Annotated in this window: 21 protein-coding genes, 1 tRNA gene and 2 pseudogenes; 9 read left to right on the top strand and 15 right to left on the bottom strand. The window is 69.1% G+C overall.

Annotated features, from left to right (window positions below):
• Nucleotides 1-48: 48 nt before the first annotated feature.
• Entirely contained in the window at nt 49-903 is an 855-nt protein-coding gene (locus ESO89_RS16125; protein ID WP_128906456.1) for a DUF7117 family protein, read from the top strand.
• Between the two features lie 90 nt (nt 904-993).
• Nucleotides 994-1,221 (top strand): DUF7385 family protein, encoded by a 228-nt coding sequence (locus ESO89_RS16120; RefSeq protein ID WP_128906455.1) that lies wholly within the window; start codon nt 994-996, stop codon nt 1,219-1,221.
• A gap of 114 nt (nt 1,222-1,335) precedes the next feature.
• Here the strand turns inward: ESO89_RS16120 and ESO89_RS16115 are convergent, their stop codons facing one another.
• From ESO89_RS16115 to ESO89_RS16095, 5 genes and pseudogenes are all read right to left on the bottom strand, one after another.
• Nucleotides 1,336-3,372 (bottom strand): DEAD/DEAH box helicase, encoded by a 2,037-nt coding sequence (locus ESO89_RS16115; RefSeq protein WP_128906454.1) that lies wholly within the window; start codon nt 3,370-3,372, stop codon nt 1,336-1,338.
• A 105-nt stretch (nt 3,373-3,477) separates the two neighbouring features.
• Nucleotides 3,478-4,200 carry a hypothetical protein gene (locus ESO89_RS16110; protein WP_128906453.1) on the bottom strand — a complete coding sequence of 241 codons (723 nt, stop codon included), beginning with the start codon at nt 4,198-4,200 and terminating at the stop codon, nt 3,478-3,480.
• A gap of 85 nt (nt 4,201-4,285) precedes the next feature.
• Nucleotides 4,286-5,258 (bottom strand): annotated as a pseudogene (locus tag ESO89_RS16105) (aldo/keto reductase).
• 76 nt (nt 5,259-5,334) lie between these two features.
• Nucleotides 5,335-6,387, bottom strand: a complete 1,053-nt coding sequence (gene trmB, locus ESO89_RS16100; protein WP_128906452.1) for an HTH-type sugar sensing transcriptional regulator TrmB — start codon at nt 6,385-6,387, stop codon at nt 5,335-5,337.
• An 86-nt stretch (nt 6,388-6,473) separates the two neighbouring features.
• A pseudogene (locus tag ESO89_RS16095) lies at nt 6,474-6,932 on the bottom strand (PAC2 family protein); the annotation flags it as partial.
• A 56-nt stretch (nt 6,933-6,988) separates the two neighbouring features.
• Here ESO89_RS16095 and ESO89_RS16090 point away from each other — a divergent pair.
• From ESO89_RS16090 to ESO89_RS16065, 6 genes are all read left to right on the top strand, one after another.
• Nucleotides 6,989-8,089 (top strand): mechanosensitive ion channel family protein, encoded by a 1,101-nt coding sequence (locus tag ESO89_RS16090; RefSeq protein WP_128906450.1) that lies wholly within the window; start codon nt 6,989-6,991, stop codon nt 8,087-8,089.
• An 80-nt stretch (nt 8,090-8,169) separates the two neighbouring features.
• On the top strand, nt 8,170-9,768 hold the full coding sequence (locus ESO89_RS16085) for an MATE family efflux transporter (protein ID WP_128906449.1): 1,599 nt from the start codon (nt 8,170-8,172) through the stop codon (nt 9,766-9,768).
• A gap of 103 nt (nt 9,769-9,871) precedes the next feature.
• Entirely contained in the window at nt 9,872-11,617 is a 1,746-nt protein-coding gene (locus ESO89_RS16080; protein WP_128906448.1) for a thiamine pyrophosphate-binding protein, read from the top strand.
• Nucleotides 11,618-11,697: 80 nt separating this feature from the next.
• Complete coding sequence (locus ESO89_RS16075) at nt 11,698-12,138, top strand: hypothetical protein (protein ID WP_128906447.1); 441 nt, start codon at nt 11,698-11,700, stop codon at nt 12,136-12,138.
• Between the two features lie 86 nt (nt 12,139-12,224).
• On the top strand, nt 12,225-13,295 hold the full coding sequence (locus tag ESO89_RS16070; protein WP_128906446.1) for a Gfo/Idh/MocA family protein: 1,071 nt from the start codon (nt 12,225-12,227) through the stop codon (nt 13,293-13,295).
• Nucleotides 13,296-13,435: 140 nt separating this feature from the next.
• Nucleotides 13,436-14,638: a DUF418 domain-containing protein gene (locus tag ESO89_RS16065; RefSeq protein ID WP_128906445.1), complete on the top strand. Its 1,203-nt coding sequence runs from the start codon at nt 13,436-13,438 to the stop codon at nt 14,636-14,638.
• Between the two features lie 230 nt (nt 14,639-14,868).
• Here ESO89_RS16065 and ESO89_RS16060 read toward each other — a convergent pair whose 3' ends face one another.
• From ESO89_RS16060 to ESO89_RS16035, 6 genes are all read right to left on the bottom strand, one after another.
• Nucleotides 14,869-15,588: a fumarylacetoacetate hydrolase family protein gene (locus tag ESO89_RS16060; RefSeq protein WP_128906444.1), complete on the bottom strand. Its 720-nt coding sequence runs from the start codon at nt 15,586-15,588 to the stop codon at nt 14,869-14,871.
• Nucleotides 15,589-15,663: 75 nt separating this feature from the next.
• Nucleotides 15,664-16,107: a hypothetical protein gene (locus ESO89_RS16055; protein WP_241686272.1), complete on the bottom strand. Its 444-nt coding sequence runs from the start codon at nt 16,105-16,107 to the stop codon at nt 15,664-15,666.
• Entirely contained in the window at nt 16,107-16,547 is a 441-nt protein-coding gene (locus ESO89_RS16050; RefSeq protein ID WP_128906443.1) for a hypothetical protein, read from the bottom strand. The genes ESO89_RS16055 and ESO89_RS16050 overlap by 1 nt, the downstream gene beginning before the upstream one ends.
• Complete coding sequence (locus ESO89_RS16045; protein ID WP_128906442.1) at nt 16,544-16,831, bottom strand: ubiquitin-like small modifier protein 1; 288 nt, start codon at nt 16,829-16,831, stop codon at nt 16,544-16,546. The genes ESO89_RS16050 and ESO89_RS16045 overlap by 4 nt, the downstream gene beginning before the upstream one ends.
• A 67-nt stretch (nt 16,832-16,898) precedes the next feature.
• The gene (locus ESO89_RS16040; RefSeq protein ID WP_128906441.1) at nt 16,899-17,282 is read right to left on the bottom strand and encodes a hypothetical protein; all 384 of its coding nucleotides are present in this window, start codon (nt 17,280-17,282) and stop codon (nt 16,899-16,901) included.
• Between the two features lie 85 nt (nt 17,283-17,367).
• Nucleotides 17,368-18,366, bottom strand: coding sequence for a phosphate signaling complex PhoU family protein (locus ESO89_RS16035; protein WP_128906440.1), 999 nt, complete (start codon nt 18,364-18,366; stop codon nt 17,368-17,370).
• A 348-nt stretch (nt 18,367-18,714) separates the two neighbouring features.
• Here ESO89_RS16035 and ESO89_RS16030 point away from each other — a divergent pair.
• A tRNA-Glu gene (locus tag ESO89_RS16030) sits at nt 18,715-18,825 on the top strand.
• Between the two features lie 248 nt (nt 18,826-19,073).
• Here the strand turns inward: ESO89_RS16030 and ESO89_RS16025 are convergent.
• From ESO89_RS16025 to ESO89_RS16010, 4 genes are all read right to left on the bottom strand, one after another.
• Nucleotides 19,074-19,523, bottom strand: coding sequence for an HVO_A0114 family putative DNA-binding protein (locus ESO89_RS16025; protein WP_241686271.1), 450 nt, complete (start codon nt 19,521-19,523; stop codon nt 19,074-19,076).
• Between the two features lie 24 nt (nt 19,524-19,547).
• Nucleotides 19,548-19,886, bottom strand: coding sequence for a toxin-antitoxin system TumE family protein (locus tag ESO89_RS16020; protein WP_076611042.1), 339 nt, complete (start codon nt 19,884-19,886; stop codon nt 19,548-19,550).
• 125 nt (nt 19,887-20,011) lie between these two features.
• Complete coding sequence (locus ESO89_RS19090; RefSeq protein WP_241686270.1) at nt 20,012-20,323, bottom strand: hypothetical protein; 312 nt, start codon at nt 20,321-20,323, stop codon at nt 20,012-20,014.
• Entirely contained in the window at nt 20,316-20,627 is a 312-nt protein-coding gene (locus ESO89_RS16010; RefSeq protein ID WP_128906439.1) for a hypothetical protein, read from the bottom strand. The genes ESO89_RS19090 and ESO89_RS16010 overlap by 8 nt, the downstream gene beginning before the upstream one ends.
• Between the last annotated feature and the right edge of the window lie 132 nt (nt 20,628-20,759).

The following is a 20,759-nucleotide window of genomic DNA, read 5'->3' as shown; positions in this document are numbered from 1 at the left end:
TCGGCCACGACCCACAGCCCTTACGCCGAACGCGACGAAGTGGGTCGCATGAAGGTCCGCGGCGAACGGGAGTGCCGGGAATGCGGCGCGCGCTGGTCGTACTACGAGACGGGGTCGGTCGAGTGCCCCGACTGCGGGGGCCTCAGGAGCGTGGGCGTCGACGACAGGACCGCCCACACTGACGCGCCGGCGACCCTCGATCTGAGCGCGCACCGCGCTCGGTTCGGAGACGCACGCGGGACGCTCCCCGAGGAGGGTGTCGAGGACCTCAAGGCCGACCTCCGCGAGTACGCCCGCAAGCGCGGCTTCATCCGCGGCGGCGAGCTGCTCCCCCTCGACGACACGTACCTCGCCGCCCGCGAGCTGCTGGAGGCGGTCGACCTGTACGACCGGCTGCGCGATCCATCCGACCGCGACCGAGAGTATCTCCTCGCGCTGCTCGCCGGCGCCGACGGCGGCGACCGGCCCGCGACCGAGACGGTCCCCGATACCCTCCGCGAGGCGCGGGGGCTGGCGGCGGTCCGCGCGGTCGACGAGTACCGGACCGACCTCCTCGCGTTCCTCGACGAGTTCGACGAGGCCGAAGTGGTCGACGAGGCCGAAGTGGTCGACGAGGCCGATCACGCCGAAGGCGGCGACGGGAGCGCCGCCGACGCCCCCGCCTCCACGGTCTCCGTCGCGGGCGAGGACCCCCGTTCGCGGATCGGTCCCGCCCGAGCGATCCTCGAACGGCTCCGGGACCGGACCAAACGCGTCGAGGCGCTCACCGGCGACGTGCCGCCGGTCGACGCCGACGCCCTCGTCCACGCCGCCGACGCGCTCGGCGAGTACGTCAGGACCGGCGACGAGGCCGCCCTCGACCTCGCTCGCGTTCGGCTTCCGGACGACCGGGGCCAAGAGTAGAAGAGTAGCGCAGTAGCGCAGCAGCGCGAGCGGAATCACCGCTGATACTCGCGGGGTCACGTTCAACTGCCGGCTCGCGGACCTCGACGCATGCCGCGCTTCGACGTGCACGACCACCGTCACGCGCTGAAACAGCTCAAGGACTCGGGCGCGACGAGCCTCTGGGAGAACCGAAAGGGAGTGGCCTGCCCGGTGTGTGACGCCCCGTTCGACCGACTGTTCACGACCCGAGAGACGGGAACCACGTTTCCGGAGAACGACGGGGCGCGCTTCTGTCTCCTGCGCGACGAACACGCGATCCACCTGTTCCGTCACTAGCTGGTCCGTCACTAGCTGGTCCGTCACTAGCTGGTCCGTCACTAACCGCCGGTACCTGCGTCGCTCGAACGGACGCCCCGCGGCCGAGAGACCGGAGTGAAGGGTCCGAGCGCGCTATTCCGCGACGTTCGTCTCCCGCACTCGAACCCCCTTGCGCGCGAGGTGCCGCATCTGCCGCTGAGCGAACTCCTCCTCGCTCGACCCGCGGGTCGCGAGGACGTACACGAGCGCGGAGCCGGCCGGCCGCATGGTGCGCCCCGCGCGCTGCGAGCCCTGTCGTCGCGAGCCGCCGAGGCCGCTGGCGACGATCGCGACCTCGGCGTTCGGGAGATCGATCCCCTCGTCGCCGACGCGGGAGACGACGAGCGTGTCGATGTCGTCGCCATCGCGGCCCGCGGAGGAGCCGGCTCTCTCGCCCGCTCCGTCCCCCTCGCCCGTTCCGTCCCCCTCGCCCGCTCCGTCTCCCTCCCCCACCCCGTTCTCCCCGCCCTCCTCGCGGAACCGCCGGAACAGCTCCGCGCGGTCGCGGTGCGGCGTCTCGCCGCTGATGAAGGGGACGCCGAGCGCGTCGGCGATCGCCTCGCCCTGATCGAGGTACTCGATGAACACGAGCGCCTTCTTGTCGCGGTGAGCGGCCAGCAGGTACCGGATCTCCTCGATCTTCGCGGGGTTCTCGGCCGCGAGCCGGCGTCGCTCCCGCCCGTCGGCGCTGGCGTACTCGTTGCGGGCCATCTCGTCGCGCCACGGGACGTACCGGATCTCGACTTCCGGCTCCTGAACGAAGCCGGCGTCGAAGAGGGCGTCCCAGTCCGCGCCGATCGGCCGGCCGATCAGGGTGTATATCTCCTCCTCGCTGCCGGTCTCGCGGACGGGGGTGGCCGAGAGGCCGAGCCGGTGTTTGGTCTGGAGTTCGGCCGTGCGGCTATAGACCGGAGCACTGATGTGGTGGGCCTCGTCGAAGCAGATCAACCCCCACTTCCGGGAGTCGAACAGGGCTCGGTGGCGGTCCATCCCGGCGATCTGGTAGGTCGCGATCGTCACCGGCCGGATCTCCTTCTGGCCGCCGTGGTACAGTCCGATGTCGGCGGGGTCGATCGTGGAGTGTTCGAGCAGTTCCTCGCGCCACTGGCCGGCGAGCTCACGGGAGGGGACGAGAATCAGCGTCTCGCCGCCGACCGCCGCGATGGTCGCGATGGCGGCGACGGTCTTGCCGGAGCCCGGCGGACCGACGTAGACCCCGGAGCGCGCGTCGAGGAAGGTCTCGACCCACGTCTCCTGATACGCCCGGAGGTCGGTCGTCAGGTCGACGTCGACCGGGTCACCCACGTCGAGGTCGCGGTCGTCCTCGACCGGGTACCCGGCGTCGTAGAGGGCGCGCTTGACGCCGGCGACGGCGTCCTCGTTCACCCACGCCTCCGTCTCGGAGATGGGCGCCCGGAGGTGGTCGTCGTCGAGATGCTGGTCCGCGACGTTGCCCATCAGGCTCTCGGAGGCGGCCTGCAAGACGACGTAGCCGTCCTCGTGGGTGTACAACCGAAAGCGGTGCGCGCGGCGCCACTGGTCGCGGACCCATTCTTCGAGGTGGTCGAACCGGCGGGGGAGCACCGAGCGGAGGCTCGCGATCAGGCCGTCGGCGTCCTCGAACGGCGCGGCCCACACGTCCTCCTGCCGAATGCGGTAGAGGTACCCCCGCGTCCCGGGCTCGGTGCCGGTGGTGTCGACGAGGTGCGCGAACTGCGAGAGCCGCGCGCGGGTGAACTGCGTCGGCCGGTCGACCACGATCTCCCGCCGGTCCGGGAACGCGACGACGCGCTCGCGGGTCGCCAGCCGCCCCCAGTCGGACGGGTAGAAGACGACGGGGTCGCTCTCGACGTCGAGCCGGTCCACGTCGCCGCGGTCGACGAGCGCCGCGAGGGCGTCGCGCGCGGCCGCCTGCGTGGTACCGAGCCGCCGGGCGACCTCGCTCGCGGTCGCAACCGGTCGCTCCTCGGCCTCTAACGCCTCGTGGAACCGGTCGAGCGAGAGTTCCTTGGCGGCGTCGTCCTGAGAACCGGCGTCCGTACCGGAGTCGTCGGCTGCGGCGGAATTGGAAGCATCGCCGCCGGCGGGCTCGCCGGCGTCGGGAGCGGGATCGCCGGAGTCGTTGGTCATTACCTTCAGTTCGGTCGCGAGGGGGAAATGGATAGCGTCCGCGGACGGAGGCGGAGGCGGAGGCGGGGGCGGGGGCGGGGGCGGTGCGGACCGGAACGACCCCGACTACCGACCGGAGCGACCGTGACAGGCGCGGCCGGTGATCGCGTCCTTCGAGCGGAACCGACAGCCACAGGCCGTACAGCGGACGAACGGCTCGCCGGGCTCCGTTTCGAGCCGGTGCTCGCCGACGACGAAGGGGCGCGTCACGGTCCGAGGCCGGATTCGGTCGGGGATCGGCGTGGAGGCGGACTCGCTCAGCGCCGCCCGCACGGCGATGGTGTCGACGTCGACGGGGTCCCACCGGGGGGCGTCGAGGGCGGCCTCGCGGTCGGCCATCTCGGTCCAGCCGGTGACGACGACCGGGGAGTTCGTCTCCGTGTCACTCACGACGACGACGAACCGGACCCCGCCGTCGACGAGGGCGAACCGCCAGCCGTCGGTCCGGTTCCAGCGGAGCTGTCCGCGCCGGATCGCGTCGCTGACGGTCCGGGTCGAGACGTATCGCCCCGGCTGTTCCAGTCGCTCGCGGAAGTGATCGGTGAGGGCGTAACGCCCGGGATCGCGGACGGGAGGGTCCTCGGGCGTTCTGCCGGCCGAGGGGCGTTTCCCCGCTCTGGAAGACCGAGTGCGGGGGGCGTCCGTGTCGGGTCCGTGTGGGAGGGAGTCCGATCTCGTCGCCGCCCGCCGGCGAGACCCCGCCGGCGCGGTCGTGGACGCGGTCCGACGCTCCGTCGATCCGGGACGGGATGACTCGGCGTCTCCCGGCCCGCCCTGTCGGGAAGCCACTGGGTGTGAGTATAGAGCGGGGTCTTAAGTGTGTTACGGCGGCACAGGGGTGCCGTCGCGCGGTTCCGAGGCTGACCCTCCGGCGTCACTCGTGGCCGGAGACGCGAACCGGCTCGTACGGCTCCTCTAACCACTCCACGTCCGACTCCGAGAGGTCGACGTCGAGCGCCTCGACGGCGTCTTCGAGGTGTTCGACGCTGGAGGTGCCGACGATGGGGGCGTCGACGACCTCCTTGCCGGCCACCCACCGGAGCGCGATCTGGGCCATCCGCACGCCCTTCTCGTCGGCCAGCTCCTCGATCCGGCGGTTGATCTCCTCGCCCCCCCCCCCCCTCGCGGTACGGGCGTCCGAGCGCCGTCTCGTGTTCCCCGCGGGTCGTCGCGTCGTCCTGCTCGTAGGGGCGCGCGAGGTAGCCGGCGCCGACGGGGCTCCACGGGATCATCCCGATGCCCTCCCTCTCGCAGAGGGGGACCATCTCGCGCTCCTCCTCGCGGTACGCGAGGTTGTAGAGGTTCTGCATGGTGACGAACCGCTCGCACCCCTCGCGGTCGCTCGTATGGAGGGCTTCGGCGAACTGGTGGGTCCACATCGAGGAGGCGCCGACGTACCGCGCCTTCCCGCGACGGACCGCGTCGTCGAGCGTCGCCAGCGTCTCCTCGATCGGCGTGTCGTAATCCCAGCGGTGGATCTGGTACAGGTCGATCGTCTCCATGCCGAGTCGATCGAGGCTGTTGTCCAGTTCCTGTTCGATCGCCTTCCGCGAGAGCCCGCCGGAGTTCGGATTCGACTCGTCCATCTGCCCGTACACCTTGGTGGCGACGGTGAACCGGTCGCGGTCGTACTCGGCGAGCACGTCGCCGAGGATCGCCTCGCTCTCGCCGTTCGAGTAGACGTTCGCCGTGTCGAAGAACGTGATTCCCAGATCGATCGCGCGCTCGATCAGCTCTCTGCCCTCCTCCTCGTCGAGCATCCATTCGTGCTCGCTCCCGAAGCTCATGCAGCCGAGCGCGAGCCGGCTCACGGTCGCCCCGGTGTCGCCCAGCGTCGTGTACTCCATACGGATCAGGGGGCTGCGCGGGTTAAAAAATCACAGCGCGGGCGGGACGCCCCGGCGGGGGCGAGCGGCGCGCCGATCACAGCGCCGGCGGCTCGTCGCGACCGATGACGATCTCCTGTCCCTCGACGTCTTCGAGGGCGGCGACGCGACCGCCGATGTCGACCCGACCGGTCTCGGTCTCGACGGTGAGCGACGCCACCTCCTCGGTGTCCTCGAAGGCGAGGTCGACGACGCGGCCCCGCACCGTCACCGAGTCGCCCGTCTCGATGTCGCGCCCCTCGACGGTCGCGTAGAACGTCTCGCCCTCGAACTCGCGGACGTCCTTGACCGCGCGGCGGATCGAGGCGTAGCGGCGCGGGAACGGGCGGGCGGCCCCGTCGGCGGCGAGGGTCTCGGCGGTCGTCCACAGCACGGTGCCGAAGAAGCCGGAGACGAGGAAGCCGAGCGCGGAGCGGTTGAAGATGACGCCGTACCGCTCGCGGTCGTCGCGGAGCGCGTCTTGGGTGGCGTACACGGAGTACTCGCCGTCGCCGACCGCGAGGATCGGCGTGGTGATCCCGCGGCGCGCGCGGGCGATGGTTGCGACCTCCAGGTAGTCGAACTCGTCGGGGTCCGGCGCCCGGGACGCCGGCGTGACGAGGAGTTCGACGCTGACGCCTGCCTGCACCTTCGCCGCGAGCTCGTCGCGAAAGCGGCGGAGGAGCCCCGGTGTGAGCGAGAGCGCCAGCTCGTACTCGGCGCCGGCGATCACCTCTTCGAGGTACCGGAGGATCGTCGACCGCGACTTCACCAGCGATACCGCCTCGGTCTCGCGGGTGGGCGCGGTGTAGCGGGCTTCCAGCTCGTCGACCATCTCCGCGAACGACGAGCGAAGCTCGCCGAACGCGTCCTCGGGGTCGACGGCGACGATCTTCATCGGCCGCGACTCGCGGAGCTCGACGAGCCCGCGGTCCGAGAGGCTTCGAACCGTGTCGTACACGCGCGGCTGCGGGATCTCAGTCCGGTCGGCGATGTCGCTCGCGGTCAGCTCGCCGTGTTCCAGCACGGCCAGGTACGCGTCGATCTCGTACTCGCCGAGGTTGAAGCGGTCCCCGACGCGGTCGAGCGTGCCGCGGAGATCGTCGGTCATGGACGTGTCGAAACGGCCCTCCGATATATGTTTTTACTATGAGTCGAGTAGCACGCGTTTTCAGAGACGCGTGCTACGATAGGGGTTCACATGTACATTCGATCGTAGGCCCCGTCGGGCTCGCGCTCCTCGATCCGCTCGGCCAGATCTTCGTAGTGACGGCGCACCTCGGCCGCGAACGACGCCAGCGGCGCCGAGTCGATCCCCCGTTCGAGCAGGGACGCGTTCGTCCCGTCGAGGAATCCCGACTCCATCGGCGGGACCCGCCCGTCGTCGAGGCGGCGCTCGTGGGAGTCCTCCGTCGCGACGTGGAAAGTGCGATGCGCGTCCGGACCGTGCGGGATGGGAACCCCGGAGAGCACCCCTCTCTCCGAGACGCCCGCCGACTCCGTCCAGTCGGGGACCGCCGCCGCGAGTCGCTCGCCCAGCGCGGGCGGAACGAACTGCTCGGCCACGAGGACGGTGACGTCGGGGTCGTCCGCCGAATACAGGCGGATCGGGCGGCGCGGCCGCCCCTTCTCGAAGGGCGTGATCGACGGGAGCCCTCCGTGATCTCGGCACCGGGAGAAACGCTTTTTCGGGTGGGCGACGCGGGTTCGCTATGGCACAGTCCGGGGGGATCGCGTCGATCGCGAACTGGATCACGCGGTTCGCGGACGTGCTCCGCGGGGTCTTCGGCTCCGCGGGCGGACGACTGCTGCTGGTGATCCTGTCGGTCGCGATCGGCGTCCTCGCGTCGAAGTTCCTCGTGCGGCTCATCGGCCGGCCCGTCGCGCGTCGCGTGTCGAGACAGAGCGTCGCGCAGACGATCGTCAGGGGTGTCCGCGTCGGGACGATCGCATTCTCGCTGCTCGTCGGCCTCTGGGCGGGCGGCTTCCGCTTCACCGACCTGCTCGTTGGAACCGCCGTCTTCTCCGCCGTGATCGGGATCATCCTCGCGCCGCTCGTCGGGAACTTCATCAACGGCGTGTTCATCCTCGCGGACCAGCCGTTCGAGATCGGCGACATGATCGAGTTGGAGAACGGGACGACGGGGTTCGTCGAGGACATCACGATCCGGTACACCAAGATCTTCACGCTCGACAACACGTTCATCGTCGTGCCGAACGGGACGATGCGCGAGCGCGACGTGACCAACTACTCCGCCGAGGACGAGCGCACCCGTCGGACGATCGACGTGCTCGTCACCTACGAGAGCGACGTCTCGGAGGCCCGCCGGCTCATCGAGCGCGCGGCGCGGGACTGCGAGGCGGTGATCGACGGCGGCCCCGACATCCGGGTCGGTGTCGCGCGCTACACCGCGAGTCCGGACTGCCGCCTGCACGAGTTCGGGGACGACGGCGTGCTCCTTCGCCTCCGCTACTGGGTGAAGAAGCCGTACAAGCTCGCGAAGGTCCAGTCGGAGGTGAACATCCGTATCCGCGAGCGGCTCACGGACGCCGACGTGGAGATGGCGTACCCGCACCGACACCTCGTCTTCGACGACACTTCCGGGGTCGCGCGGGTCGGCGGTCCGGAGGACGGTCGGCCGCCGGGACAGCGCGCGGGCGACAAGCCCGACCCCGGGGGCCGGGGGACCGGCGGGGCGCGAGGGGACGAGACCGCGGAGGCGACCGCGACCGACGAGGAGTCGCCATCGGGGCGGGACGCCGTCGACGGCAGCGGTTCCGGTGGCGACGCCGACTCCGGCGGCGATCGGTGACTGTTCCCGCCTGACACGCCCTGTGGCGGGCTCCCACGGAATCGCAAGCCTGATAGACCGAGGCGCCTGCTTATAAGTCAGTGAGCGACGAGCCCTCCGACTCTTCCGACCCCGGCGACGCTTCCGGCTCCTCTGGCCCCGGCGACGATCCCGACCCCTCCGGTGACGGCGACGAACGCGTGTCCGAGGAATCGATCACCGAGGGGAGCCTGATCCGGCCGCTGTTCCAGCTCGCGTGGCCGATCGTCGTCATCCAGCTGTTGCAGGTGATGTACAACGTGGTCGACACGCTGTACCTCGGGCGGCTGTCGGCCGAGGCGGTCGGCGCGATCAGCCTCGCGTTCCCCCTGATCTTCCTGCTCATCGCGGTCGCGGGCGGCTTCACGACTGCGGGAGCGATCCTCGTCGCGCAGTACACCGGCGCCGACGGGGACCGATCCGCGGGGCTCGTCGCCGGCCAGACAATCTTCAGCGTCGCCGTGCTGTCGGTGCTCATCGGGATCGGCGGGTACTTCTACACCCGCCCGGCGCTGGAGATCCTCCCGAGCGACCCCGACACGGCGGCGACCGTGATCCCGCTAGCGGCCGACTACATGGAGGTCATCTTCGCCGGCATCCCGCTGATGTTCGGGTTCTTCGTGTTCTCCGCGCTGATGCGCGGGTACGGGGACACCCGGACGCCGATGGCGGTGATGCTCGTCTCGGTGCTCCTGAACGTGCTGCTCGACCCGTTCCTCATCTTCGGGTTCGCGGCGAACCCGCTGTTCGAGTGGCTGGCGGGGGTGCCGATCGTCGCGGCGCTCGATCCCGTCGGCGTTCAGGAGGCCCTGTTCGCGGCCACCGGGTTCACCGGCTACGGGATCGAGGGGGCCGCGATGGCGACGATCTTCTCGCGGGGGGTCGCCACCGCGATCGGGATCTGGGTGTTGTTCGGGACGAGCTTGGGGCCGGCGGTCTCGGTGGGCCATCTCCGCCCGAATCTCGGATTCATCAAGGACATCTTCCGGCTGGGGCTCCCCTCTAGCGTCGAGCAGACGACCAGCGCGCTCGCGATGATCACTCTCACGGCGATGGTGGTCACGTTCTCGCCGCCCGTCGTCGCGGCCTACGGGCTGGGCAACCGGCTCATCTCGCTGGTGTTCCTCCCCGCGATGGGGCTCGGGCGCGCGATCGACACGATGGTCGGGCAGAACCTCGGGGCGAACCGGGCGGACCGCGCCGCGCGCTCGGTCAAGCTCGCGGCCTCAACCGGGGCCGGGGTGATGTTCCTCGTCGCGGTCGTCGCCGTGACGTTCACGGAGCCGATCGTCGGCGCCTTCCTCGGCGACGTGCCCGACGCGGCCGCGACCGTCGCGTACGCGGTCGAGTACGTGCAGATCCGGTCGGTCGAGTTCGCCTTCATCGGCGTCTCGCAGGTCATCCTCGGCGCGTTCCGCGGGGCCGGCAACACGAAGACCGCGATGGTGATCTCGATCCTCACCCTCTGGGTCGGACGAGTCGCCAGCGTGGCCTACCTCGTCTTCGTCGCCGGCTGGGGCGAGACGGGGATCTGGGTGGGGATGGCGCTCGGGAACGTCCTCGGCGCGGTCGTCGGCGTCGCGTGGTTCGCCCGGGGAACGTGGACGGATCGGTACATCGACGACCCGGGGGCGGGCGTCGACCTCGCGGGCGACGACTGAGGCACTCCGCCGGCGGGAACGCCTCGGTGGCGGCGGCCCGGCGGCCCGGCGCCCCAGCGGACCCCGTCGAAGGTTTCAACACCCGGTCCGTCGACCTCGCGGTATGGGTACGGACGAGTCCCCGATCGGAACGGGTTCGGACGCGGTCGACGCACCGACGGTCGCCGAGGCGGTCGTCGACTGCATGCTCGACCGCGGGATCGACGTCGCCTTCGGGATACCCGGCAAGCAGACCCTCCCGCTGAACCGGGCGCTCGGCGAGCGCGGCGCCCGGTTCGTCGTCGCGCGCCACGAGACGGCGGTGACGCATCAGGCGTGGGGGTACGCGGAGACGAGCGACCCCGGGGTGATGGCGGCGTCCATCGTCGTCCCCGGCCCCGGCGACATGAACGCGATGAACGGGCTGAAGAACGCCCTGAACGACTGCGTTCCCCTCCTCCACCTCGCGGTCGAGACGGAGCGCGAGGTCCGCGGCGGCGACGGCATCCACGAGACGCCCCCGGAGACGTACGACACGGTCGTCAAGGAGAACGTCCTCGTCGACTCGCCCGCCGGCGCGGTCCCCGCCGTCGCCGAGGCGATCCGCGTCGCCCGCGAGCCGCCGCAGGGACCCGTCCGGGTCGGAATCCCGAAGGACGCGCTCGCCAGCCGGACGCCCCAGCCGGCGGTCGGGGAGCGCGAGCCGGCCGCTCCGCCCGCGCCACCCGCGGAGGCGGTCGAGCGCGCGACCGACCTGCTGGCCGCGGCCGACGCGCCGGTGATCCTCGCGGGCGGCGGCGTCAGGCGCGCGGGCGCGAGCGACTCGCTCCGCGCGGTCGCCGAGCGCCTCGACGCTCCGGTCGTCACGACGTACAAGGGGAAGGGGACGCTCCCCGAGACGCACCCCCTCTCCGCGGGCGTGCTCTGTGGCGGGTCGAGCGCGGAGCTCCGCGACCTCCTCGCCGACGCGGACCGCGGGCTCGTCGTCGGCTCCGACCTCGACGCGGTCGCAACCGCCTCGTGGTCGGTGTCGCTGCCCGAGACCCTCGTTCACGTCACGCTCGACGGCGACGACATCGGGTTCGGCTACGAGGCCGACCTCGGGATCGTCGCGGACGCCGACCGGTTCCTGCGCGCGCTCGGAGAGCGGCTGGCGGAGGGAGCGGCGGACGCTCGTGTGGCGGACGAGCCCTCCGGCTCGTCCCCCCGCTCGGCCGGCGCTGCGCGGGCCGAGTCGGTCCGATCTGCGGATCGCGAGCGATTCGGCGCGCTCGCCGAGGAGCGCGGCCCGGACGATCCCCTCCGATCCGTCGAGGTCCTGCGCGAGGTCCGCGAGGCGCTCCCGTCCGAGGCTGTCGTCACCGCGGACGCGGGTGGGTCCCGGGTGTGGACGCTCGTCTCGTTCCCCGCGGCCGGCCCCTCGCGGTACGTGAACCCGGGGTCGTGGGCGACGATGGGGACCGGGCTCCCGTCGGCGATCGGCGCGACGCTCGCGAACCCCGACCGCGACGTGGTGGCGCTCACCGGCGACGGCGGCCTCATGATGTGCGTTCACGAGCTGCACACGCTGGCCGCGGAGGGACTCGACGTGACCGTCGTCGCGTTCAACAACGACGACTACGCGATCATCAGCGAGGAGGCGTCGCGGTCGTACGACCTTCCGGCGAGCGCGTACGGCTGGGCGGAGGCTGGACTGGACCTCGTCGCCGTCGCCGAGGGGATGGGCGTCCGCTCCGAGCGGGTGACCGAACGGGACGCGGTCGGCGAGGCGGTCGCGTCCGCGTTGGATCACGGCGGCCCGTCCCTGATCGAGGTCGTCACCGATCCGGGCGAGCCGCAGGCCAGCGAGCGGATGATGCGGGAACGCTGACCGCGGCCGGGATTCTCGTCACCGGTCGCGTTTCGGGTATCTGAAACGAGGTATATATCGGTGGAGGGTCGACGTGGGGTATGCGCAACCCTTGGGTCCACGACGACGTGCCGGAGAGCGCCGGCGCCGGGTACGACGGCCACGTGCGACTCCTCGCGACCCTCGTCTGGGTGGTACTCGCCCTCGGCGTCGGCGGCTTCGTCCTCCTCTCGGGGGCGGGGATCGTCGATCCGGGCCTCGGCGAGTCGGCGGCGTCGATCGTCACGTACGTGGTCGCCGCGCTGGCCGCGGCGCTGCTGCTCCCGCTTCTCCTGCGACTCCTCCTCATCTCGCGGCTCTTGGCGACGGTCGCGCTCCTCGGGAGCGGCTGGGTCCTCGGCAGGTTCATGTGGGAACGGGAGTCGGAGCGGATCGAGCGGTTCCTGACGGACGCCGAGGGGCTCGGCGCCGGCGCGGAGTCGATCGATCGCCTGATCGAACTGCTCGACGTGCTCCTCGCCGCGTTTGCGGCGGCTCCGTGACGTTCTCTGGAGATCCCGATTTCGGGCCGATCGCCCCGTCCCCGGCGGAGCGTGAACCTTAACAACACTCGTTGTGAACTCGGCCCATGACTCACGCGAACGACGTTGCCGTCGGCATCGTCGGTCTCGGCGGGATCGGGAACCACCACGCGACGAAGCTCGTCGATCGCGGCGCGAACCTCGTCGGCGGGATGGACGTCGACGCGGACGCGCGTCGGCGGTTCCACGAGGAGTTCGACGTACACGCCTACGAGGACGAGTCGGCCCTCTACGAGGCCTGCGACGCCGTTCTGATCACGACGCCGAACCGATTCCACGAGGGGTACGCGGTCTCGGCGCTGGAAGCCGGCCTCGACGTGCTCTTGGAGAAGCCGCTGGCGCACACCGTCGAGAGCGCGGAGCGCATCGCCGAGGCCGCCCGCGACGCCGAGGGGTTCTGTATGGTCGGGTTCAACAACCGCTTCGCGGAGCCCGTCCAGGTGCTGAAGGGGTATCAGGCCGAGGGGCAGTTCGGCGAGACGACCCACGTCGAGGCGAACTACGTCCGTCGGCGCGGCGTTCCCGGCCGCGGCTCGTGGTTCACGTCCAGCGAGGTCGCCGGCGGCGGCGCGCTCATCGACATCGGCGTCCACGCGATCGATCTGGCGCTCTACTTCCTCGATCACCCCGAGGTCGTCGAGGTGTCCGGCGAGACGCGCTCGGAGTTCGGCGGTCGCGACGACTACGCGTTCGTCCACATGTGGGGCGACGACGACGGCCCCGACGGGTTCGACGTGGAGGACTCCGCGTCGGCGTTCATCCGCGACGCCGACGGCAACACCGTCTCGCTGGAGGTCGCGTGGGCGACGAACCGGCCGACGAACGACGAGTTCGTGATCCGCGGCACGGAGGCCGGCGCGACGTTCGACCGCGGGAGCGACGAGCTCACCCTCCACGAGGCGACCGCCTTCGACGGGGACCATCACCACTTCTCGGACGCCGAGATCGAGACGAGGGACGGGGACAGCCACGCGGCCGAACAGGCGACGTTCCTCGAGGCGGTCGCCGCGGGCGAGGCGCCCGACATCAACACGGTCGAGGAGGCGCTCTCCGTCCAGCGCGTTATCGGCGCGATCTACCGGTCCTCGGAGCGCGGCGAGGCCGTTCGGCTGGACTGATGGTCCGCCCGGCTGGACTGATGGTCCGCCCGGCTGGACTGATGGTCCGGCCGGATTGATCGGCCCGCCCGGCTGGACTCCCACGACCCGCCCGTTATCCGAACCTATTCGGTCCTGCGTTCCCTTTCGAGAACCAACCCGTGACCCGCGACGCCGGCCCGACGCCGCCCTCCGAACGCATCGTCTCCCTTGACGCGCTCCGAGGGCTTGCCCTGCTCGGCATCCTCGTCATCAACGTCTGGGTGTTCACGATGCCCGAGGCGACCCTGCTAAACCCGACCGTCTACGGCGACTTCACCGGCGCGAACTACTGGGCGTGGTTCGCGGGCCACGTCTTCGGCCAGTCGAAGTTCATCACGCTGTTCTCCGCGCTGTTCGGCGCCGGAATCCTGCTGTTCCTCGACAGCAAAGCGGAGAAGGGCCAGCCCGCGGTGCGGCTTCACTACCGGCGGACCGCGATTCTCATCGCGATCGGGCTCATGCACGCGTACCTGCTGTGGTACGGCGACATCCTCGTGGCGTACGGGGTGACCGGACTCGTCCTGATCGTCTTCCGGGACCTGGAGGCGAAACAGCTCGCCGCGCTCGGCGGGCTCTTCCTGCTTTTCGTGCCGACGATGGAGCTGCTCGCAGCCGTCACCCTCGGCGGGGACGCCATCGCGGGGCAGTGGGCGCCTGCGGAGGCCGCGCTGCGACAGGAGGTCGCGACCTACCGGGGCGGCTGGCTCGAACAGCTCGACCATCGGGTTCCCTCCTCGTTCCAGCGCCAGACCACCGGGTACATCGGGTCGACGTTCTGGCGCGTCGGTGGGATCATGCTCCTCGGGATGGCGCTGTACCGGTGGGGCGTGCTGACGGGCGAGCGCTCGACCCGGCTGTACCGGCGGCTGGTCGCGGGCGGCGTCGTCGGCGTCGGCATCGTCGTCGCCGGCGTCGCCTACATCGAGGCCAACGACTGGAGCGCCGACGCCGCGCTGTACTGGCGGCAGTTCAACTACTGGGGGAGCCTCCTCGTCGCCGGCGGCTATCTCGGGCTCGTCACGCTCTTCGCGCGGTGGCGGCCGAACGGTCCCGTGACCCGCGCGCTCGCCGCGGTCGGCCGGACCGCGTTCACGAACTACCTGCTCCAGACGGTGATCGCGACCACCGTCTTCTACGGCCACGGGCTCGGGCTGTTCGGCTCCGTCAGCCGCGTCGAACAGCTCGGGTTCGTCGTCGCCGTCTGGGCGGTGCAGGTCGTCCTCTCGGTGCTGTGGCTGCGGTACTTCCGGTTCGGCCCCGTCGAGTGGGTGTGGCGGACCCTCACCTACGGGGAGCCACAGCCGATGCGGAAGCCGGAATGAGTCGGGGCTGGCAACGAGACGATGAACACCGCCAAAGCCCCAGCCGTGATCCCCGCTCGCTCCCGTCGGTCGCTCACGGGACCGCACCTCACACCTCCCCAGCCTCGCGGCTCACGGCTCGCGGCTTCGCCGCTCGCGTTCGCCGCGTCCCTCGCACGCGCACCTCGCGGCCGCCGGGGGCGGCCGCTCGGAGGCGCGCGCCACCGCACGTCTCTTAAAAATGTTCTCGGCTACTCTCCGTCGACGACCGGATTCGACAGTGTCCCGACGCCCTCGTAGGTGATCTCGACGCGCTCGCCGGGCTCGACGAGCCCCGGGTTCGCCGGGCTCCCGAAGGCGATGCAGTCGCCGGGCTCGAAGGTGAACCGCTTCGAGAGGGACGAGACGACCTCGTGTGGACCGAACAGCATCAGCTCGGTGTTGGCGTCCTGCCGCTGTTCCCCGCCCACGGTCGTCGAGATGTCGAGGTTCGTCGGGTCCACGTCGGTCTCGATCCACGGGCCGAGCGGCGCGGAGCCGTCGAACGCCTTGCGCGCGGTCCGGCCCTGCTGGTCGAGCGCGTCCACGTCGTTCAGGACGGTGTATCCCCGAACGATCTCGGGCACGTCGGCGGGCTCGACGTCGCGGCACCGCTCGTCGATGACGGCGACCAGCTCGCCGGCGTAGGTCAGCTCGTCGGTCCACTCGGGGTACCGGACCGGCTCGCCGTGCGCGAGCAGGCTCGCGGGCGGCTTGATGAAGAAGTCCGGCTCCTCGGGGCGTTCGTACTCCATCTGGTCGAGCGTCTCCGCGTAGTTCCGGCCGACGCAGTAGAGCGCGCTCGGGTCGCAGGGCGGGAGGAGCCGCCCGTCGCGGTCGACCTCGTACCGGCCGTCGTCGGCGACGACGGTTCCGTCCTCGTAGCGCCCCGAGACCGGTCCGTCCGGCGTGAGCAGGCGAGCGAGTCGCATGCGGTCACGTCCACGCGGGACGCCGAAAAGGCGTCGGTGGCCGCAACGGGGCGACACTCCTCGCCGCGGCCTCCGTCACTCCTCGCCGCGGTTGCCCGCCACGCCGATCACGACGCCGGACCGGATCTCCAGGGCGGTCTCGAACTCCGCCCGCCGGTCGCCGCCACCGGCGCGCTCGACGGCGGTCTCGTGTGCGCGGACGACGGCGTCGCGCTCGCGGTCCGAGAGCCCGAGCCGATCGGCGACCCCCTCCCAGTGGTCGGGCTCGACGAGGAACGTCTCGCGGTCCGACTCCGCCGCGATCCGCTCGTACCGCCGGCGGTACTCGTCGATCCGCGGGCCGAGGTCGGCCTGCAACCGAGCGAGCAGTTCGGGGAGGCGCTCGGCGGGGACGCTCGCGAGCGCCGCCGTCTTCACGAGGGCCGTCCCCTCGATCGGATACGGGCCGGGTGACCGGGAGTCGCTGTCGGGGGAGTTGCCGTCGAACCGATCGTCGTCGGGAGCGTCGCCGTCGACCATCACCCGCCCGCGCGCATCGCTTTCTGCCGGTACTTCGGGAGCAACTCCGCGAGCGCCTCGGGCTCGCCCGCGAACGACGCGGTCACCTCCGTGAGCGAGATGGTGCCGGCGGCTTTCACCGTCTCGGCGCTGAGCACGGCGCGCCACCCCTCCCCGTCGACGCGAGTCGCCTCCGCGGGATCGGCGGTCCCGACGAGTTCGCCGCCGAGGTTGACGAGATAGTGGGCCGCGAGGCGCCGCGAGATGCCTCGGTACGCGACCTCCTTGCGCTCCCAGCCTTCTTCCGCGGGCGGGTGGGACTCGGGCGCGTCGTCGACCGACCCGTCGTTCCGGCCTCCGGCGTCGTTCCCGTCTCCGGCGTCGTTCCCGTCTCCGGCGTCGTTCCCGTCTCCGGCGTCGTTCCCGTCTCCGGCGTCGTTCCCGTCTCCGGCGTCGATCATGTCCCTCCTCCGCCAGCCACAGGCGGAAACACGGACAGCCGGTCGTCGTCATCGAGAGGCGTGTCGAGCTCGTCGAGGTGGAGCACCTCGCGGCCGTTCTTCAGCACGTTGATCTGCGGAGCGAGGCCGCCGTCGACGATCAGGCGGCCATTCATTCCCTCGTACTCCGCCTCCAGCTCCCGCAACACGTCGCCGACGGTCGAGCCGTCCGCGAACTCCGCGGCGACCGTCTTCCTCCCGGCGGCTTCGCGGAACGTCGCGAAGAACCGCAGTTCGAGTTCCATACGCGTTCATCGGGCCGCGGCGGCTTAAAAACGGGCGGCGCCGTCGGGGTCGACGGTGGCACGATCGCTACAGATCGGACAGCCGAATTCCGTCCTCGACGAGCCGGAAGTTGCGCTCGCGGTCAAGGTCGTCGCCGAGCCACTCGTGTTCGTACAGCTGGCCGATGAGCTCCACGTAGAGGTTTCGCCACGCGATGGCGTAGATCGGCGACTGTCCCCACGCGCGCAGCTCCGGGACGAACTCGTGGTACGTGCTCGCTTGCGCCTCCATGCGCTCGACCGCGTCGGCGACGACCTCGGCCGCCTCCGCGGGCTCTGCGCCCGCGATCTCGTTGTTCAGCCGCGACTGGATTCCGGCTATCGCTCGCCGCATGTCCTGCTCTGCGGTGCCGTCCGCCTCGGGTAGCGACTCGACGACGCCCTTCGGCACGCCGAGTTCGATCTCTGGCATACCGATCCGTCCGACGGCGACGCCCAAAAAACCCGTCTCCGCTGCGATCCGACCGGCGGTCGTCGTCGGTGCGAGAAGCGTCAGATCACGGCGTCGGTGCCGCCTTCTGGAGCGCCGTCTCGGCGACGTTACCGCCGTAGTCGGCCGACCGGAGCACGGAGTCGACGACCAGCCCGAGCAGCTGCGCGCGGGTGGGGTCCAGCTCGCGGAGCAGCTCGTCGATGGCGCGGACCTGCTCGTCGATCGCCCGGACGCCGGTGCGCGCCTCGTTCGCGAGGCGGGTCGCCTCGTCGCTCTCGTCGGCGAACAGCGCGTCCATCGCGGTGTCGATCACCTCGACCGCGTCGCCGTAAAGCTCGCTGACCGCCTCGACCACGTCGTCGGGCAGCGGTTCGTCGATGTTGAGCGTCAGGTGCGCGATCTTCGTCGCGTGGTCGCCGATCCGCTCGAGCTGGCGGGCGCTGGAGTGGTAGTCGAAACACTCCTCGCGGGGGAGCCCGAGCTCCTCGGCCGCCTTCGGCGTCCGGAGGGTCGCCCGGAAGATCCGCGAGACGACGAGCCAGAGCCGATCGAGGTCGTCGTCCCGCCCGATCACGTCGCGCGCGAGGTCGTGATCGCGCTCGGAGAGCGCCGCGATGGCGTCTTCGAGCATCGACAGCGAGATCAGCCGCATCCGCGTGACCGCGTTGTGGATCGACAGCTCCGAGGAGTCGAGCAAGTCCTGCACGACCACCCGGTCGCGGGTCTCCTCTAACACCTCCAACCCGACGAGGCTCTGGACCGCCTCGCGGACCATCGACCGCTGCTCGGTGGTGATCTCGGCGCCTTCGAGTTCGATCACATCGAACCCGCTGACGTACATCGTCGTCACCGCACGGGTGAGCGCCTGTCCCGACAGGTCGGAGACGTCGAGCGTCCCGCGGGTCCGCTCCTCCTCGGAGCGCGGCGTGAGGAACAGCGAGTCGCCGTCGGGGTAGAACTCGATCTCGGTCCCCGCTTCGACGCCGTTGTCGGTCGCCCACGTCTTCGGAATCGAGACCGTGTACGTCGATCCGCCGGTGACTTGCACCTTCCTCGTCTCCATATCCGACCATCGCTCTCGAACTCCCTTAAATCTATCCGAAATATATACTCCAGTATGTCTCCCCCTATTCTGCTCTAATTGCCATTTCCAAGGAGGTATGGGACTGTAACGCGCTGTGAGCGATTGTATCCACCCGAAAATAGAGATAACTATATAGTACTATATTATTATGCCTGCCGCGGGCCACGACGGTGGCGGTCGGGCGCTCTCCGGCTCTGCCGTGCGTTTCGCTCGCCGAGGTGGCCACGCCGATACCGGAGCGAATCGGGGTACGCGACCCTGCCGACGCCTCCCACGGTGCCGCGAGTTAAGAAGAGTTAAATCGGATGCGGCACAACCCGAAATTGCGCTCGGTTGGTGTAGTCCGGCCAATCATGTTGGCCTTTCGGCAGACGCGGCGCGACGGCGCGCCGGTTTGGAAGACAGCCGACGACCAGGGTTCAAATCCCTGACCGAGCACTTCTCGCGGTCCCACGTCGCTAGCGGCCGCACTCGCGGTAGATCAGTAGTTGAAAGCGGGCCAAATCCGGAAGTTGGTTCTGTGTCGTTCGTGTCATCTTGAGTCATTTTCTTGCGGGGTTGTCGCCGGTCTCAGGAACAGTTCCTATCAGGTTCCTGTTCTCTATTCTGCACCAAGTGGTGCATAGCCTAAAATCTTGCCCCGCGCGGTGCAGTATTGCACACAGACTACAAAATTCGCTATGAACTTACGGAGCAGCGGCTACCGTGTCGCCAGCCTCTGGATCGAATGGAAGGTTGATGACGAGTTCGTCGAACCAGACGACCGGGCGCTTACTCTGGCCGTCTTCCTCGAAGAAGATGATGCCCAGTTGGGCGAGCCGACTGAGTTCCTCGTGGACGTTCTTCACGTCCCGGTCAACGACCCGTGCAGTCTCGTTGATGCTGGCTGGTTCTTCCTGACGGATGGCTTCGATGAGATCGAGGACGCGCGGCGTCAGCGTCTCCATCAGATCATCGTAGCTGGTGAACGAGAGCGTCGGCGTGGAATCCACCGCGTCTCCCTGTTCGAGTGCCTCGATCCCGTCGGTGACGCCGTCGTGGAATTCACTGGACGACTTCACGGTCACGACGAGGGTTGATTCGGCGCGAAGCTGTTCGCGCTCCATCGGGTGCAGCGGCGGCGTGGTATCGTTCATGGGTATCACCGTGGTGTGATGGCCTCACTTGACCTCGAACTCGGATTTCGGGATTTCGCTCCAGAACCGTTCCCAGAGTTCGACCATCCCGGGGAACGTGATGATGTCTGGGTCGGGGTCCGGTGCGACGTGCAGCTCGTGCCCTTTGGTGTCCTCGTGCGAGTTGTCGTACCGACGAATCGTCCCATCATCAAGCGTGCGGGGCGGGTCCGGCTCCGTCGCGCCGTAGTGGAGCTTGTAGGCCCATCCAGACGGGTACGCGTCACGGTCTGTCCGCATGCAGAACACGCGGACGACGGTCCCGTCGGGGTACTTCCGCCCCTCGCTCACGCCATCGAGGTCGTCGTCGGTCAGTGAGGCCATCCTCACCTATTGGTACATAGGCCAATAGAATAAGGCTATTGGTCTGTAGAACAATAGCAGTCGTCGCACTCCCAATACTCGTACGATTCCTCCTCACCAGTCCATTTTACCACGTCGTGCCCTTCCTACTCGCCTGTCTTCTCGTATTCTCCCTCGCTGTCTTCATCAGGGACAGTGAATTCGCCGAAGTAGTGACCTCCCTCGTATGTGTCGTCCTCGTAGACCGTAATTTCGATTGTCTGGCCGCACTCCATGCAGTCACGTTCGATTGTGCGTTTAGTGTTCTCGCCGTCTTGGCCGAGTTCCCGCTTGCCCAGTTCCTGATACACAGCGTTTAGTTCATCGGAGAGATCGTCGTGTCCGTTGTTCTCGCAGTACCTCACTGCCTCAATGATCCCATCAAGCGCCGTTTCAACGTCTGTCTCTCCGTCACTCATCGATATGCTCGTCTTTATGTACGAAGGCGAATGGAGCGCCATCGTCGTCGAAATCCTCTATCTTCTCGCTCATGTAGTCCGGCGGTTTCCCGATACACTGTCTGACCCACGCCCGCGTGTCAACGCTATCCTGTGGTGTTCGCCAGAGGTAGCCCGAGCTCCCCTCGTCGAACGGTTCGCCGCAGACAGGGCACTTGTGGGTCGAACCAGCGCTGTACAGCTTCCGCTTCAGCTTCTTCGCTTCCCGTTCTCGCATCTCTTCTAACGAGTTGACCTCTATTGCACCGCGTTCAAGGTCAGTCATTTTCACTATCACCCACGTGGTCGGTATCGATAATCTGTACGTGTTTAGCCCGAACTGATTTCGCTGCTATCTCATAGAAGGCGCACAACTTAGCCTGTATGAACTGGCAGCAGAGGTTCGCGATGATTCTCA

Source organism: Halorubrum amylolyticum, from assembly GCF_004114995.1.
In the GTDB taxonomy this organism is placed as follows: Archaea; Halobacteriota; Halobacteria; order Halobacteriales; family Haloferacaceae; genus Halorubrum; species Halorubrum amylolyticum.
This window is presented reverse-complemented; position numbering and strand designations above follow the sequence as displayed.